This is a genomic window from Gulosibacter sp. GYB002 (assembly GCF_036577665.1).
Lineage (GTDB): Bacteria > Actinomycetota > Actinomycetes > Actinomycetales > Microbacteriaceae > Gulosibacter > Gulosibacter hominis.
The window spans coordinates 81,903-96,548 of sequence record NZ_JARBDD010000002.1 but is presented as its reverse complement, the minus strand read 5'-3'; the positions used below and the strand labels follow the sequence as shown (position 1 = coordinate 96,548).

General features: G+C 62.0%; 17 protein-coding genes. 1 reads left to right on the top strand and 16 read right to left on the bottom strand.

From position 1 onward, the window contains the following. The 8 genes from rpsC to rpsJ are packed head-to-tail and all read right to left on the bottom strand — an operon-like array spanning window position 1 to window position 4,244. Window positions 1-747, bottom strand: a complete 747-nt coding sequence (gene rpsC, locus PV375_RS01630; RefSeq protein ID WP_201517582.1) for a 30S ribosomal protein S3 — start codon at window positions 745-747, stop codon at window positions 1-3. Next, entirely contained in the window at window positions 747-1,130 is a 384-nt protein-coding gene (rplV, locus tag PV375_RS01625; protein WP_201517581.1) for a 50S ribosomal protein L22, read from the bottom strand. Before rplV ends, rpsC begins: the two co-directional genes overlap by 1 nt. Window positions 1,131-1,154: 24 nt before the next feature. Continuing rightward, window positions 1,155-1,436 (bottom strand): 30S ribosomal protein S19, encoded by a 282-nt coding sequence (rpsS, locus tag PV375_RS01620; RefSeq protein ID WP_201517579.1) that lies wholly within the window; start codon window positions 1,434-1,436, stop codon window positions 1,155-1,157. A gap of 15 nt (window positions 1,437-1,451) precedes the next feature. After that, window positions 1,452-2,291 (bottom strand): 50S ribosomal protein L2, encoded by an 840-nt coding sequence (gene rplB / locus PV375_RS01615; protein ID WP_201521639.1) that lies wholly within the window; start codon window positions 2,289-2,291, stop codon window positions 1,452-1,454. A gap of 22 nt (window positions 2,292-2,313) precedes the next feature. Then, window positions 2,314-2,613, bottom strand: a complete 300-nt coding sequence (gene rplW / locus PV375_RS01610; RefSeq protein WP_201517577.1) for a 50S ribosomal protein L23 — start codon at window positions 2,611-2,613, stop codon at window positions 2,314-2,316. Window positions 2,614-2,615: 2 nt separating this feature from the next. After that, window positions 2,616-3,269, bottom strand: coding sequence for a 50S ribosomal protein L4 (gene rplD, locus PV375_RS01605; RefSeq protein WP_332105872.1), 654 nt, complete (start codon window positions 3,267-3,269; stop codon window positions 2,616-2,618). A gap of 4 nt (window positions 3,270-3,273) precedes the next feature. Next, complete coding sequence (gene rplC / locus PV375_RS01600) at window positions 3,274-3,927, bottom strand: 50S ribosomal protein L3 (protein ID WP_201517575.1); 654 nt, start codon at window positions 3,925-3,927, stop codon at window positions 3,274-3,276. An 8-nt stretch (window positions 3,928-3,935) separates the two neighbouring features. Beyond that, window positions 3,936-4,244, bottom strand: coding sequence for a 30S ribosomal protein S10 (gene rpsJ / locus PV375_RS01595; RefSeq protein WP_201517574.1), 309 nt, complete (start codon window positions 4,242-4,244; stop codon window positions 3,936-3,938). A gap of 511 nt (window positions 4,245-4,755) precedes the next feature. Here rpsJ and PV375_RS01590 point away from each other — a divergent pair. Further along, on the top strand, window positions 4,756-6,150 hold the full coding sequence (locus PV375_RS01590; RefSeq protein ID WP_332105871.1) for a pyridoxal phosphate-dependent decarboxylase family protein: 1,395 nt from the start codon (window positions 4,756-4,758) through the stop codon (window positions 6,148-6,150). Between the two features lie 111 nt (window positions 6,151-6,261). On the opposite strand, the gene PV375_RS01585 is transcribed toward PV375_RS01590, so the two are convergent. The 8 genes from PV375_RS01585 to PV375_RS01550 all read right to left on the bottom strand — a co-directional run bounded on the left by PV375_RS01585 (window position 6,262) and on the right by PV375_RS01550 (window position 14,544). Continuing rightward, complete coding sequence (locus tag PV375_RS01585; protein ID WP_332105870.1) at window positions 6,262-6,477, bottom strand: hypothetical protein; 216 nt, start codon at window positions 6,475-6,477, stop codon at window positions 6,262-6,264. A 130-nt stretch (window positions 6,478-6,607) separates the two neighbouring features. Then, a complete protein-coding gene (locus PV375_RS01580; protein WP_332105869.1) occupies window positions 6,608-6,925 on the bottom strand; it encodes a YbjQ family protein in 318 nt (105 codons plus the stop codon). A 54-nt stretch (window positions 6,926-6,979) separates the two neighbouring features. Continuing rightward, complete coding sequence (locus PV375_RS01575) at window positions 6,980-8,392, bottom strand: hypothetical protein (protein WP_332105868.1); 1,413 nt, start codon at window positions 8,390-8,392, stop codon at window positions 6,980-6,982. A 179-nt stretch (window positions 8,393-8,571) separates the two neighbouring features. Next, window positions 8,572-9,762 carry an elongation factor Tu gene (tuf, locus tag PV375_RS01570; RefSeq protein WP_332105867.1) on the bottom strand — a complete coding sequence of 397 codons (1,191 nt, stop codon included), beginning with the start codon at window positions 9,760-9,762 and terminating at the stop codon, window positions 8,572-8,574. Between the two features lie 150 nt (window positions 9,763-9,912). Further along, complete coding sequence (fusA, locus tag PV375_RS01565; protein WP_332105866.1) at window positions 9,913-12,027, bottom strand: elongation factor G; 2,115 nt, start codon at window positions 12,025-12,027, stop codon at window positions 9,913-9,915. A gap of 118 nt (window positions 12,028-12,145) precedes the next feature. Then, the gene (gene rpsG / locus PV375_RS01560; protein ID WP_332105865.1) at window positions 12,146-12,616 is read right to left on the bottom strand and encodes a 30S ribosomal protein S7; all 471 of its coding nucleotides are present in this window, start codon (window positions 12,614-12,616) and stop codon (window positions 12,146-12,148) included. Then, window positions 12,616-12,987 (bottom strand): 30S ribosomal protein S12, encoded by a 372-nt coding sequence (gene rpsL / locus PV375_RS01555; protein WP_201517567.1) that lies wholly within the window; start codon window positions 12,985-12,987, stop codon window positions 12,616-12,618. Before rpsL ends, rpsG begins: the two co-directional genes overlap by 1 nt. Before the next feature lie 279 nt (window positions 12,988-13,266). Beyond that, on the bottom strand, window positions 13,267-14,544 hold the full coding sequence (locus PV375_RS01550) for a hypothetical protein (protein WP_332105864.1): 1,278 nt from the start codon (window positions 14,542-14,544) through the stop codon (window positions 13,267-13,269). Window positions 14,545-14,646 lie beyond the last annotated feature (102 nt).

Here is a 14,646-nt window from a genome sequence, read left to right as displayed (position 1 = left end):
TTACGCCTCCGATCCAGCAGCAACCTGGTCGTTGCGACGGTTGCGGCGCGAACGGTCACCGCGGTCACGCGGCGACTTCATGTTGGCCTGCTCGCGAGCAAGCTCCTTGTTGGTGAGGTCACCCTTGTAGATCCACACCTTCACACCGATGCGGCCGTACGTGGTCTTTGCCTCGTAGAAGCCGTAGTCGATGTTGGCGCGCAGGGTGTGCAGGGGCACACGGCCCTCACGGTAGAACTCCGAGCGGCTCATTTCGGCGCCGCCGAGTCGACCCGACACCTGGATTCGGATGCCCTTGGCACCGGCACGCTGTGCACCCTGCAGGCCCTTGCGCATTGCGCGACGGAAGGCCACACGGGCAGCGAGCTGCTCGGCGATGCCCTGAGCAACCAGCTGTGCATCCTGGTCGGGATTCTTGACCTCAAGAATGTTGAGCTGAATCTGCTTGCCGGTGAGCTTTTCGAGCTCGCCGCGGATGCGCTCAGCTTCGGCACCACGGCGACCGATCACGATGCCCGGGCGGGCGGTGTGAATGTCCACGCGGACACGGTCACGGGTGCGCTCGATTTCGATGTGCGATACACCAGCGCGGTCGAGCGACTCGTTGAGGTGCTGACGGATGCGCACATCCTCAGCCACGTAGTCGGCGTAGCGCTGGCCCGGCTTGGTCGAGTCGGCGTACCAGCGCGACCGGTGGTCGGTGGTGATACCGAGACGGAAGCCGTACGGATTGATCTTCTGTCCCATTACTTCTCCGCCTTCTGCTCGTCGGCGCCGGTCTCGGGGGTCGAGACGACGACGGTGATGTGGCTGGTGCGCTTGTTGATACGTCCGGCACGGCCCTGGGCGCGCGGACGGAAGCGCTTGAGGGTGACGCCCTCATCGACGTAGATGGTCGACACGTACAGGTCGCGCTCGTCGAGGTACTCGTTCGAGTTGTCGGCAATGACGCGAGCGTTCGCGACTGCCGAGGCGACTGCCTTGTAGACCGGTTCGGATGCGCCCTGCGGCGCGAACTTCAGAATGGCGAGCGCTTCGAGCGCCTGCTTGCCGCGGACGAGGTCGACGACGCGGCGAGCCTTCTGAGGGGTGACGCGGATGTGACGCGCACGCGCGATCGCTTCCACCATGATTTCCTCCTTTGTGCCCTCGCGTTAGCGACGGCGACCCTTCTTGTCGTCCTTCTCGTGGCCGCGGAAGGTGCGGGTCGGCGCGAATTCGCCGAGCTTGTGGCCAATCATCGACTCGGTGACGAACACCGGGATGTGCTTGCGGCCGTCGTGCACGGCGATGGTGTGGCCGATCATGTCGGGCACAATCATCGAGCGGCGCGACCACGTCTTGATCACGTTCTTCGACCCAGCGTCGTTCTGCTTCAGCACCTTTTGCAGCAGGTGCTCGTCGACGAAGGGGCCCTTTTTCAGACTGCGAGGCATCTTCTTGAACTCCTACTACTTGCGCTTCTTGCCGGTCGGACGGCGACGAACGATGTACTTGTCTGACTCGAGGTTCGGCTTGCGGGTGCGGCCTTCCTTCTGACCCCAGGGGCTCACCGGGTGGCGACCACCTGAGGTGCGGCCTTCACCACCACCGTGCGGGTGGTCGACCGGGTTCATCACGACACCACGAACGGTGGGTCGTACGCCGAGCCAGCGCTTACGGCCGGCCTTACCGAGGTCGATGTTCGCCTGTTCGGCGTTGCCAACTTCACCGACGGTGGCGCGGCAACGAGCGTCAACGTTGCGAACTTCACCCGAGGGCAGACGCAGCTGCGCGTAGGGGCCATCCTTAGCAACAAGACGGATCGAGGCGCCAGCCGAGCGGCCGAGCTTGGCACCGCCGCCGGGGCGGAGCTCAACTGCGTGCACAACGGTACCGGTGGGGATGTTGCGCAGCGGCAGGTTGTTGCCGGGCTTGATGTCGGCGTTGGGGCCCGACTCAACGATGTCGCCCTGCTTGAGCTTGTTCGGCGCGATGATGTAGCGCTTGGTGCCGTCAACGAAGTGCAGCAGCGCGATGCGGGCGGTGCGGTTCGGGTCGTACTCGATGTGAGCGACCTTCGCGTTGATACCGTCCTTGTCGTTGCGCTTGAAGTCGATGACGCGGTACTGACGCTTGTGGCCACCACCGATGTGGCGGGTGGTGATGCGTCCCTGGTTGTTGCGGCCACCGGTCTTCGGCAGCGGCTTCAGCAGCGACTTCTCGGGAGTCGTACGGGTGATCTCGGTGAACTCCGAGACCGAACCGCCGCGACGACCCGGGGTCGTGGGCTTGTAATTGCGAATCGCCATGGTTCTTCCTCTAGTCCTCCGGTTAGCCGACGTTCGAGAAGATGTCGATCGAGCCGGACTTCAGGGTGACGATGGCGCGCTTGGTGTCCTTGCGCTTGCCGATGCCGAAGCGAGTCCGGCGCGTCTTGCCCTTGCGGTTGATGGTGTTAACGCTTGCGACCTCGACGTCAAAGATGCGCTCGATGGCGATCTTGATTTCGGTCTTGTTTGCGCGGGGGTCTACCTCGAAGGTGTACTGGCCCTGGTCGATGAGGCCGTAGCTCTTCTCAGAGATCACCGGTGCGATGATGACGTCGCGCGGGTCTTTGTTGATTGCGCTCATGTCTACTGCTCCTCAACGGTGGGGTTGGTCTTGCTCGCGACGAACGCGTCGAATGCTTCCTTCAGGAACACGACATCGTCGGCAACCAGCACGTCGTAGGCGTTGAGCTGGTCGGCAGCGATGATGTGGGCTTCCTGCAGGTTGCGCACCGACTTGCGGGTGAGCGAGTCTTCGCGGCCAGCGACCACGAGAACATTGCGGCCCTGAGCGGCGGTGCGAACGGCAGCCTTGGCGCTGCGGGTCGACGGCACCTCGCCGGTCACCAGTTCGGTGAACACGTGGATGCGGCCGCCACGAGCGCGGTCCGAGAGCGACTGCAGCAGTGCTGCAGCGATCATCTTCTTGGGGGTGCGCTGCGAGTAGTTGCGCGGCACGGGACCGTGGACGATACCGCCGCCGCGGTGCTGCGGCATGCGCACCGAACCCTGGCGGGCGTTACCGGTGCCCTTCTGCTTGAACGGCTTGCGGCCCGAGCCCTTACGCTCACCGCGGTTCTTGGTCTTGTGCGTACCCTGGCGAGCTGCGGCCTGCTGGGCGACAACCACCTGGTGCACGAGCGGGATGCTGATCTCGACGTCGAAAATCTCAGCGGGGAGTTCGACGGTGCCGGCCTTCTTACCGGTCGAGTCGAGAACGTCAATGGTGTTGGTAGCCATCTGGCTAGGCTCCCTTCACTGCGTTACGAACGAATACGAGTCGGCCCTTAGCGCCGGGGACAGCGCCCTTGACGAGCAGCAGACCGCGCTCGACGTCGACGCCCTGGATGGTGAGGTTCTGCACGGTAACGCGGTCGTTACCCATGCGACCAGCCATGCGGGTGCCCTTGAAAACGCGGCTGGGGGTAGCCGAAGCACCGATCGAACCGGGCTTGCGGTGGTTCTTGTGCTGACCGTGCGATGCGCCCACACCTGCAAAGTTGTGGCGCTTCATGGTGCCGGCAAAGCCCTTACCCTTCGAGGTGCCGACCACGTCTACGACCTGGCCAACTTCGAAGATGTCGACGTTAAGTTCCTGACCGAGTTCGTACTCGGATGCATCCGGGGTGCGGATCTCGGTGAGGTGACGGCGCGGGGTGACACCAGCTGCCTTGAAGTGGCCAGCGCTGGGCTGGTTCACCTTGCGCGGGTCAATCGCACCGGCGGCGATCTGAACAGCCTCGTAACCGTCCTTCTCGAGGGTGCGGATCTGGGTCACGACGTTCGGGCTCACCTGGATGACGGTGACGGGAACCATACGGTTCTCTTCGTCCCAAATCTGGGTCATGCCCAGCTTGGTGCCGAGCAGCCCCTTATATGTCTTCGTTGCGGTAGCCATGGATTCCTCTAGAGCTTGATCTCGATGTTGACGTCGGCCGGAAGGTCGAGACGCATGAGCGAATCGACAGCCTTCGGGGTCGGGTCGACGATGTCGATCAGCCGCTTGTGGGTGCGCTTTTCAAACTGCTCGCGGCTGTCCTTGTACTTGTGAGGTGAGCGGATCACCGTAATGACCTGCTTCTCGGTCGGCAGCGGGACGGGCCCGATGACGGATGCGCCTGCGCGGGTGACCGTGTCGACGATCTTGCGCGCGGAGTTGTCGATGACTTCGTGGTCATACGACTTCAGTCGAATGCGGATCTTCTGTCCCGCCATGTCCACTCCTGTTTCTCTGGCCTGCGGCCTTGATCGAATCGGCCGTGGTCGGCCTCACTTGCATTTGGACTGCGCTGCAGTCGGCGTGCACCACTATGTATCTGTCAAGTTCACCGACCCGGAGCGCGTTTACACTCGGGCAGATGTGACGGCGAGGCGAGTCAGACACTTATGCCTAGGCTCGCGCGAGCCGTGCTCTGCTACCGGCGGCAGCGCCTGTACTCGGTACGGCGATGCACTGACTCGGCAGTGATTCGGATGGATTCGCAGCGAAGAGCGCTGGGCCCGTCCGAAGTATTGAACTCAAGAATCTTAGCCCGGCTTGAAGTGTTCATGCAACCCGGGCGTGTCGGATTTTCCTGAGAGTCGAAATTCGTCGCGTTTTCCGCATCCCGGTGCTTTTTTTGGGCACCCGGCCCTATGCTTGTATGCCGGCGACCGGCCGCGGTCGCGTGCGGTGCTGCACCACCCCTTACGGCACCGCATCCTGTGACGAAAGGAACGCTCAACGATGAGCGAAGCTCACGCTCTGCCTGAACCCACCGGTGCAACTCGAATGCACGAGGTCTCGCCCGAGATGCTCACGATGATCGACCGCGTGATCGACTACTCGCGTCGACGTCTCATCTTTGATGTGCCGCTCGATAAGCCACTCCCCCTCAAGGAATTCCGACGGCTGGCTCCGGGCTCGATCTGCGAAGAGGGCATCGGCTCTGAACGCGCACTGTCGATGTTCGAGGGAGTGCTTGCTCCGGCCTGCGTATCGACCGATAGCCCCGGCTACCTCGCGTTTATCCCCTCGGCGCCCACAAAAGCTGCCGTGTCGTTCGACATGGTGGTGTCGGCATCCTCGCTGTTTGGCGGGTCGTGGCTCGACGGCGCCGGGGCGGTGTACGCGGAAAACGAGGTGCTCGCCTTCCTCGCCCGTGAATTCAGTCTGCCCGAAGCTGCCGGCGGCTCGTTCGTGCAGGGCGGCACTATCGGCAACCTTTCGGCACTGGTCACCGCTCGGCATGCGCACCGTCGGCGGCTGACCGAGGAGGGCAAGGACCTTCCTTCGCGCTGGGTCGTGATCTGCAGCGCTGAGACCCACTCGTCGGTGGTGTCGGCTGCCGAGGTCATGGATGTGGATGCGGTGACCGTGCCAGTCGACGAACAAGGTCGCCTCTCGGGCGAGGCTGTCGAAGCGGCGCTTGAAGAGTATGGGGATGCGGTGGTTGCGGTGGTCGCGACCGCCGGGTCAACCAACCTCGGCATCGTCGACGATCTCGCCTCGATCGCCAAGCTCAAGCAGCGCCACAACTTCTGGCTGCACGTTGACGGCGCCTACGGCCTCGCGGCCGCACTCACCCCGTCGATGCGGAATCGGTTCAATGGCCTCGAGGCCGCCGACTCGCTCATCGTCGATCCGCACAAATGGCTTTTCGCTCCCTTTGATGCGTGCGCGCTGCTCTACCGCGAACCCCAACTGGCGCGCATGGCCCACACTCAGAAAGCGGGCTATCTCGACACGCTCGAGGGTGAAGATTGGAACCCGTCGGACTATGGCATCCAGCTATCGCGCCGGGCGCGCGGGCTGCCGCTGTGGTTTTCACTCGCAACCTATGGTGCTGGTGCCTACCGCACCGCGATCGAGCACTGCATCACCACCGCCCACACAATTGCCGAGCGCGTGCGCGAGCACCCGAATCTCGAGCTCGTGCGCGACCCAGATCTATCCGTGGTGGCCTTCCGCCGCATCGGTTGGGAGCTTGCCGATTACCAGAGCTGGAGCGACCGCATGCTGGACGAACAAATCGCCTTCGCCACGCCGTCTTCACACCGTGGCGAACCGATCATGCGGTTTGCGATCGTGAACCCGCGCACGACTGTCGAACTCGCCCAGCAGCTGCTCGACACCATGTAGCGCACTAAAACGGGCGAGCGCCCCGGCAGGTCGGGTGCATCCGATCTTCCGGGGCGCTCGCCCGTATTGAGATTGATCGCGCCGTGCGCTTGGCTATTTCAACGCTGGTGGCTAGTTGTTGGGCCCGTCAAGCTTGTCGACAGCCTCGTCGATCTTGTCGTCGAACTTGCCCCCGGTCACCTTCTTGGCTGCGTCACCAGCGCCGTGGATGGCGTTCTGCACACCCTCGCTATCACGCAGGTCGGCGGCCTTCTCGCCGATGGTCTTGCCGAGGCTCTGTACTTTTTCGCCGAAGCTTTCTTTGCCGTCGCCGTTGAGATCTGCCATGTTGGGCTCCTTTTTCAATAATTAACGGGCAACTCGCCGCTGTGATCGGGTCGAGTCGAGTTGAGCCTATGCGAACAAATCTTCAAGCTTGCTTAACAATTGTCGCCCGCATCAGCCCGGTAAATAGCAGCTACTGAAAACGTACCGCGGTGCCGCTGGCGCACACCATCATCATGCCGCCCTGGCCGAGCGATTCGTAGTCGATGTCGACGCCGACAATACCCTGTGCCCCGAGTTCAATGGCGCGCTGCACCATCTCACCAAGCGCTGTTTCGCGAGCCTGCTGCACCTCGCCCTCGTAGGCAGCGCTGCGGCCACCGACGATATTGCGGAAGCCCGCGCCGAGGTCTTTGAACATATTGATACCCACGATGGTCTCGCCCGAAACCACACGCAGATACTGTGCAATCTGGTGACCTTCGACCGAATTAGTGGTGGTGACAATCATAATTTTTCCTCTTTTCTGAATTGTGGCCGAGCATCCCTGCCCTACCATCGGTTCTCAGCCGCGCAGCCGGTCGAGTTCGCCCGCATCCCGCAGCTTGAGATAGTTTTCGCTAGCGGTCTGCAGCCACACCCTCACGGTGTCGTAGATGCTCACCACATAGCCGCCGTCTTCTTTCACGATGACGAGTCCGAGTTCGTCAAGTCCGAGCGCCTCGAAGCCGGGCCAGGCGTCTTCTAGACAGCTTTCCTGGCCACTACTCGCTACTAGTGCGCAGGTTCCCGACAGCGTGAGCTGGGGTTGTCCGTCAACGCTGACCGTAATCTTCTCGGGTAGCACCATGATGTCTCCGGTGCTCTTGACCCGTTCAAAATCACCCCTCAGCTTGAGTCGCGGCGCGCCGGGCCCGCTTGGCCCCGCACTACCCAGGGCCTGCTCGATCAGCGGCAGCAAATAGAGCGAGAGCACCCGCCGTTCGGGAACCGCGAGCGAACCGATTGTGTTTTCAAAAGTGCTGAGCCCCTGTGTGACGGTCATCGTGTCGGTGAGCAGGCTGTCGACAAATTGCAGACCCGCAGCTTCCGGAGTTTTGGCGGGATGCGCCGGCAGCACTTCATCGCCACGCATTGCGCTGCCGCCGGTCACAGTTGAAAGAGTTTCAAATAGCGACATTACCGGGCTGATGTACCAGCGGCCGTCTTCTTGCACCGCGACCAGGCTGAGCTTCACATCCGGTGCGCTCGGGTCGAGTTCGTCGAGGTGTTCGAGATCGATCGTTTTCGGCAGCGTGACGTCGGTTACCGGTTCAACGTCGTTCTTGGCTCGCTCCGCAGCCTCTTCTTCGGTAGCGCCGTCCATCAGAGCCGACTCGTATGCCACCGCACGCTGCATGTCGGTGAGAGCTTGCTGGTATCGCGCGGTGTCACCCTCAATAATGAGCTGGCCCGACTGGATGCGGACCGCCACTACCCCATCGGTAATTTCGGTGGTGTCGGACTGAAAGTTTTCGAGGCTCACATTGGCAGCCGCGTTGAGCTCTTGCACTGCCGATTGCACGCCGGGGATATCAGCGCCGGGGTTCCCACCACCGCCGCTTTTCATCACTTCTTGGATCGGCCCGGCCACCACACCGAGTTCACTGGCTGAAACCACCTGGCTGAGAGTGACAATGTCAAAACCGGCGGCCGAGCGCAGCAGCTTCACCGCAGCATTTTCTGGTGTGTCAGCACCGGAGCGCGATGTCAGCGCGAGTACGCTCCAGGCTCCGAGGGCGAGGAGAATCACAACTGCGGCCGAGAGTCCCACGATCCAACCAGTGCGCCGGCGCCGCTTGGCCGTGTGCTGATGCTGCGGGTGAAGCTCGGGAAGCGGCGGCATCCCATCCATCGCGGGCTGTGACTGAGCCGGCCACCGCTGCTGCGGGACCTGACCTTGGTAGCCCGGTGCGTTCCCCATCGACTGGTTGTTCATTCCATCCCCTCGTTGTATGGGCACTGGTAAAGGCTAGCTGCTTTCGCCGATACTGCCGCGCCTATTCACGAGAATTAATCGGAGATACAACCGGCGATTGAATGGCCCTTGGCACAGTGACCAACAAAAGGCGGGTGACAACCCGAAGGTTGCCACCCGCCTTAGCGAGCAGTCAGTGACTACTTGATGATCTTGCTCACGGTGCCGGCGCCGACGGTGCGGCCACCTTCACGGATAGCGAAGCCGAGGCCCTCTTCCATAGCGATGGGCTGGATGAGCTCAACGGTCATCTCCACGGTGTCACCGGGCATAACCATTTCCTTGCCCTCGGGCAGGGTGATCACACCGGTCACGTCAGTGGTACGGAAGTAGAACTGCGGACGGTAGTTGGTGTAGAAGGGGTTGTGGCGGCCACCCTCTTCCTTCGAGAGGATGTACGCGGTGCCCTCGAAGTTGGTGTGCGGGGTCACCGAACCGGGGGCTGCAACAACCTGGCCACGCTCAACGTCTTCACGCTTGAGACCACGGAGCAGCAGACCACAGTTCTCACCGGCCCAAGCCTCGTCGAGCTGCTTGTGGAACATCTCGATACCGGTAACGGTGGTCTTCTGGGTCGGGCGGAGACCGACGATCTCAACTTCCGAGTTGATCGCGAGGGTACCGCGCTCGGCACGGCCGGTCACAACGGTACCGCGACCGGTGATGGTGAAGACGTCCTCGATGGGCATGAGGAACGGCTTGTCCTTGTCACGCACCGGGTCGGGAATGTTCTCGTCAACGGCGTCCATGAGCTCGAGGATCGAGTTGACCCACTTCTCTTCGCCCTCGAGAGCCTTGAGCGCCGAAACACGCACGATCGGTGCGTCGGCGTCGAAGCCCTGCGAGTCGAACAGCTCCGAGATTTCCATCTCGACGAGCTCGAGGATTTCCTCGTCGTCGACCATGTCCGACTTGTTCAGTGCAGCGAGCAGGTAGGGAACGCCAACCTGCTTAGCGAGCAGCACGTGCTCACGGGTCTGCGCCATCGGACCGTCGGTAGCAGCAACCACGAGGATTGCGCCGTCCATCTGGGCCGCACCGGTGATCATGTTCTTCACGTAGTCGGCGTGGCCGGGAGCGTCAACGTGTGCGTAGTGACGCTTCGGAGTCTCGTACTCGATGTGCGAGACGTTGATGGTGATACCACGCTGGCGCTCTTCAGGAGCCGAGTCGATGGTGTCGAAGTCACGCTTGACGTTGACCTCCGACGGGTACTTGTCAGCCAGCACCTTCGAGATGGCAGCCGACAGGGTCGTCTTACCGTGGTCAACGTGACCGATCGTTCCGATGTTGACGTGCGGCTTAGTCCGCTCAAACTTGGCCTTGGCCACTGTGGGTCCTCCTCAGGACGGTTTCTTGGTAACGCTCTACGCTATCGCGAGAATCGTAACTTTGAAAAATTTGACAGTTGCTTAGTATACCCGGTCGTCACCTGGACGATCGAGTGTAGGGGTTTAGCGCGTTGCGACGCAGTGCGTCAACTAGGCGCCCTTACCCTTTTCGATGATCTCGTCTGCGACGGCCTTCGGGACCTCCGCATACGAGTCGAACTCCATCGAGTACACGGCGCGACCCGAAGTCTTCGAGCGCAGGTCACCGATGTAGCCGAACATCTCCGAAAGCGGTACGAGTGCACGCACCACCTTCACACCCGAGGCATCCTCCATCGACTGGATTTGACCGCGGCGAGAGTTGAGGTCGCCGATGACGTCACCCATGTATTCCTCAGGGGTGCGCACCTCGACCTTCATGAGCGGTTCGAGCAGCGCCGGCGAGGCCTTGGCTGCGGCCTCCTTGAACGCCATCGAACCCGCGATCTTGAACGCCATCTCCGAAGAGTCAACGTCGTGGTAGGCACCGTCAACCAGGGTGGCCTTGACGCCCACCACCGGGAAGCCGGCGAGAATACCCACCTGCATTGCATCCTGAATACCGGCGTCAACCGAGGGGATGTATTCCCTCGGCACGCGACCACCGGTAACGGCGTTCTCGAACTCGTAAATCTTGTCGCCCTCAACCTCGAGCGGCTCGAGCTTGATCTGCACCTTAGCGAACTGACCCGAACCACCGGTCTGCTTCTTGTGGGTGTAGTCGTAGCGCTCGACGGTGCGACGGATAGTTTCACGGTAGGCCACCTGCGGCTTACCGATGTTTGCCTCAACCTTGAACTCGCGCTTCATGCGGTCGACGAGAATGTCGAGGTGCAGCTCACCCATACCCGAGATGGTGGTCTGGCCAGTTTCGGGGTTTAGCTCAACGCGGAAGGTCGGGTCTTCTTCGGCCAGCTTCTGAATAGCAGTACCGAGCTTCTCCTGGTCGGCCTTCGAGTTCGGCTCGATTGCCACCGAAATAACCGGCTCGGGGAAGGTCATCGACTCGAGCACGACGGGTTCGTTGATGTCACACAGGGTGTCACCGGTGGTGGTGTCCTTGAGGCCGATAACGGCGTAGATGTGACCCGCGATTACCTCGTCAACCGGGTTCTCCTTGTTGGAGTGCATCTGGAAGAGCTTACCGATGCGCTCCTTCTTACCCTTGGTCGAGTTGAGCACCTGGGTACCAGTCGAAACCTGACCCGAGTAGACGCGCACGTAGGTGAGGCGGCCGTAGAACGGGTGCACCGCCACCTTGAACGCGAGTGCCGAGAAGGGGGCATCCTTGCTCGAGGGGCGCTCAACGATAGCCTCGGGGTCGTTCGGCAGGGTGGCCTTCATCGGAGGCACGTCGAGCGGCGAGGGAAGGTATGCCACCACGGCGTCGAGCATGGGCTGCACACCGCGGTTCTTGAAGGCGGTACCACAGATCACAGGGAATGCGTCACCAGCAATGGTGAGCTCGCGGATGCCGGCCTGGATTTCTTCGACGGTGAGCTCTTCGCCACCGAGGTACTTTTCGAGCAGCTCTTCGCTGTTCTCGGCCACGGTCTCGAGCAGCTCAGCACGGTATTCCTCAGCCTTATCGACGAGGTCGGCAGGGATCTCTTCGATCTCGGCGGGAGTACCGGGAGCCACAGCGCCCTTGTCGTCACCGCGCCAGGTGAGCGCCTGCATCTTGACGAGGTCAACGACACCGATGAAGTCGTTCTCAGCGCCGATCGGCAGCTGCAGCACGAGCGGCTTCACGCCCAGGCGCGACTTGATGGTTTCAACCGAGTGGTAGAAGTCGGCACCGAGCTTGTCCATCTTGTTGATGAAGCAGATGCGCGGCACATTGTACTTGTCGGCCTGACGCCACACGGTCTCCGACTGCGGCTCAACACCTTCCTTACCATCGAACACAGCGACGGCACCGTCGAGCACGCGCAGCGAGCGCTCCACCTCGACGGTGAAGTCGACGTGACCCGGGGTGTCGATGATGTTGATCTGCGTGTTGTTCCAGTAGCAGGTGGTAGCAGCCGAGGTAATGGTGATACCGCGCTCCTGCTCCTGAGCCATCCAGTCCATGGTGGCCGCACCGTCGTGCGACTCACCGATCTTGTGGTTAACACCCGTGTAGAACAGGATGCGCTCGGTAGTCGTGGTCTTACCGGCGTCAATGTGCGCCATGATGCCGATATTGCGGACCTTCTTAAGGTCTGTCTGCACTTCCTGTGCCACGGTGTCTCCCGTTTGTTGATGTGTGGGTTACTGCTCTAATTCGCGGCTCGAGTTGGTTACTCCAACCGCAAACCGGCCGACAAGACTGCTTAGCATGTCTTGTTGACCGGTTTGGAAACTACCAGCGGTAGTGTGCGAAGGCCTTGTTCGATTCGGCCATCTTGTGCATGTCTTCGCGGCGCTTCACCGCGGCACCGAGGCCGTTCGAGGCGTCGAGGATCTCGTTGGTGAGACGGTCGGTCATGGTCTTTTCGCGACGCACCTTGGCGTAGCCGGCGAGCCAACGCAGTGCGAGCGTGTTGGCGCGGTGCGGCTTCACCTCAACCGGCACCTGGTAGGTCGAACCACCTACACGGCGGCTACGAACCTCGAGGGTCGGGCGAATGTTGTCGAGCGCCTTCTTGAGCATGCCGACAGCGTCTTCGCCGGTCTTGTTGGCGACGTTTTCGAGCGCGCCGTAAACAATGCGCTCAGCCTGCGACTTCTTGCCGTCAACGAGCACCTTGTTGACCAGCTGGCTGACTACCGGCGAACCGTAGACGGGGTCGATAACGACGGGGCGCTTCTGCGCGGGTCCCTTACGTGGCATTACTTCTCCTTCTTGGCGCCGTAGTGGCTACGAGCCTGCTTGCGGCCCTTGACTGCCTGGGTGTCAAGCGCACCGCGAACGATGTGGTAGCGCACACCGGGAAGGTCCTTCACACGACCACCGCGCACGAGCACCATCGAGTGCTCCTGCAGGTTGTGACCCTCGCCGGGGATGTAGGCGGTGACCTCAGTACCGTTCGAAAGCTTCACACGGGCTACCTTGCGCAGTGCCGAGTTCGGCTTCTTCGGGGTGGTGGTGTAGACACGGGTGCACACACCGCGCTGCATGGGGTTGCCCTTGAGTGCGGGCGAGTTTGAACGGCTCACCTTGGGCTTGCGGCCCTTGCGAACCAACTGCTGAATGGTTGGCACTTGGTAATTCTCCTTGATGGTGTATTGCTCTGTGTGATTGGCTGCGGACTGCAGCTTCGGGCGTTCGCCCGGCTCACCGGCAATACGACAACATGCGATATCGCTGGTAAGTAACACGTCCTGCACGGACGTCCGGCGGCTACCTGCCGGGGCATCACGAGAAGGTGATTCCCACGGTGCATTTCAGGCACGCCGAGTCCGGCGCACCTGAACATGTTACCGGGGCGTCAGAAAGCGGTCAAGCCTAGGAGGCAATCGGGCCCTAAACTGCCGATGAGTTTATTCGGCAGCGCTGGTATCGCGCTGCTCGCGCATCTGCTCACGCTCAATCTCGACCCGCCGCTCATACTCGGCGAGTTCGTGCTCATATTCGCGAGCGAGCTTGCGTCCGCGCATGGCGCTGATACCGCCAAACCAGGTGACCACCGGAATCGCGACGAGTGCGGCCAGTAGCGCACCGGGCAGGTGCACATAGTCGCGCAGCGCCTGCAGGAACACATCCGCGGTGAACGGCTCCCCCGCGAGCACCGCGTTCAGCCCCACTGCGGCATAGCAGGCCGCGGCCACCAGCACGGCCAGCACCTGCGAGGCGACAATGTAGCCCCACCACCGCGCGCGATTCGCCAGTAGCGACCAGAACAGGAAAACCACGAAAAACACAGCCACCGGCAGGTAGAACTGCATCGAGCCCACGAGCTGCATGAGCCCGTCAACAATTTCGAGATCAGGGCTGAACAGCTTGCGCGCAAAGGTGAACGCAACCGCATAGCCAGCCGCAAATAGTACGGTCGCAAACACCGACATCAGTACGGCAAACCCGCGGTTACTGGGTTTTTCGGGCTTAACCAGCAGGCCCTCGGTCACCGAAATCCCGAGCGGCGCGAAGGTCTCGTCATCGTCCACGGTCGCGGAAGCAACCGCGTCCGGCGCTGCGGTCACACTGGATGCATCCGGTTGCGAGGGTTCTGCGGCGGGGGTTGGTGTTGTCTCGATGCGCTGTGTTTGCGCCGCAGTTTCGGTGGCCGCGAAAGAGTGCGCCGCAGTTTCGGTGGCTGCGTCAGGGTGCGCCGCCGGTGCGGGCTGCACTTCCCCTTCGGCTGCCGGCGCCGATGTGTTGTCAGCTACCTGCGAGCTGACCGGCGCGACTTCATATTCACCGTCAAGCGGCAGATGACGCGATCGCTGCACCGCCTCCATGAGGCGCTCATCCTGCTGCGTCGGAGCACTTTCAAAATGTGATTGTTCAGCAGCCGCTGCGGCAGCTTGCGTCGCAGCATCCTGGTTGGCCGGTGCCGGCGCGGCGTCGACGCTGGCCGCATCCGCAGCTTCCGGTTCGCTATCCGGCTCAGCAGCTGCCTGCTCGCCGACACCTTCCCCACGAGCTTCCGGCTCGGCTGCTCTTTCCGCGCGAGCGGCCTGCTCGGCTGCGGGCATCGCAAACACGCGCTGCTGCTCGTCGCCACCGGCTGCCTGATCGGCAGTGGTTGCAGGGGCGCGGTCGTCGTCGTAGCGCGGCCCATCGTCATAGGGCTGAGGAGCGCGGTATTCATCGGTCATGCAGGCCACACTATTGCGCATGCCGGGCCTTACCCGCTTGCCGCGCCGAATGTGCCGCGCATCCGGCGACGGATCAGCATCGCGAAAGAAAAAGCGAGCGGG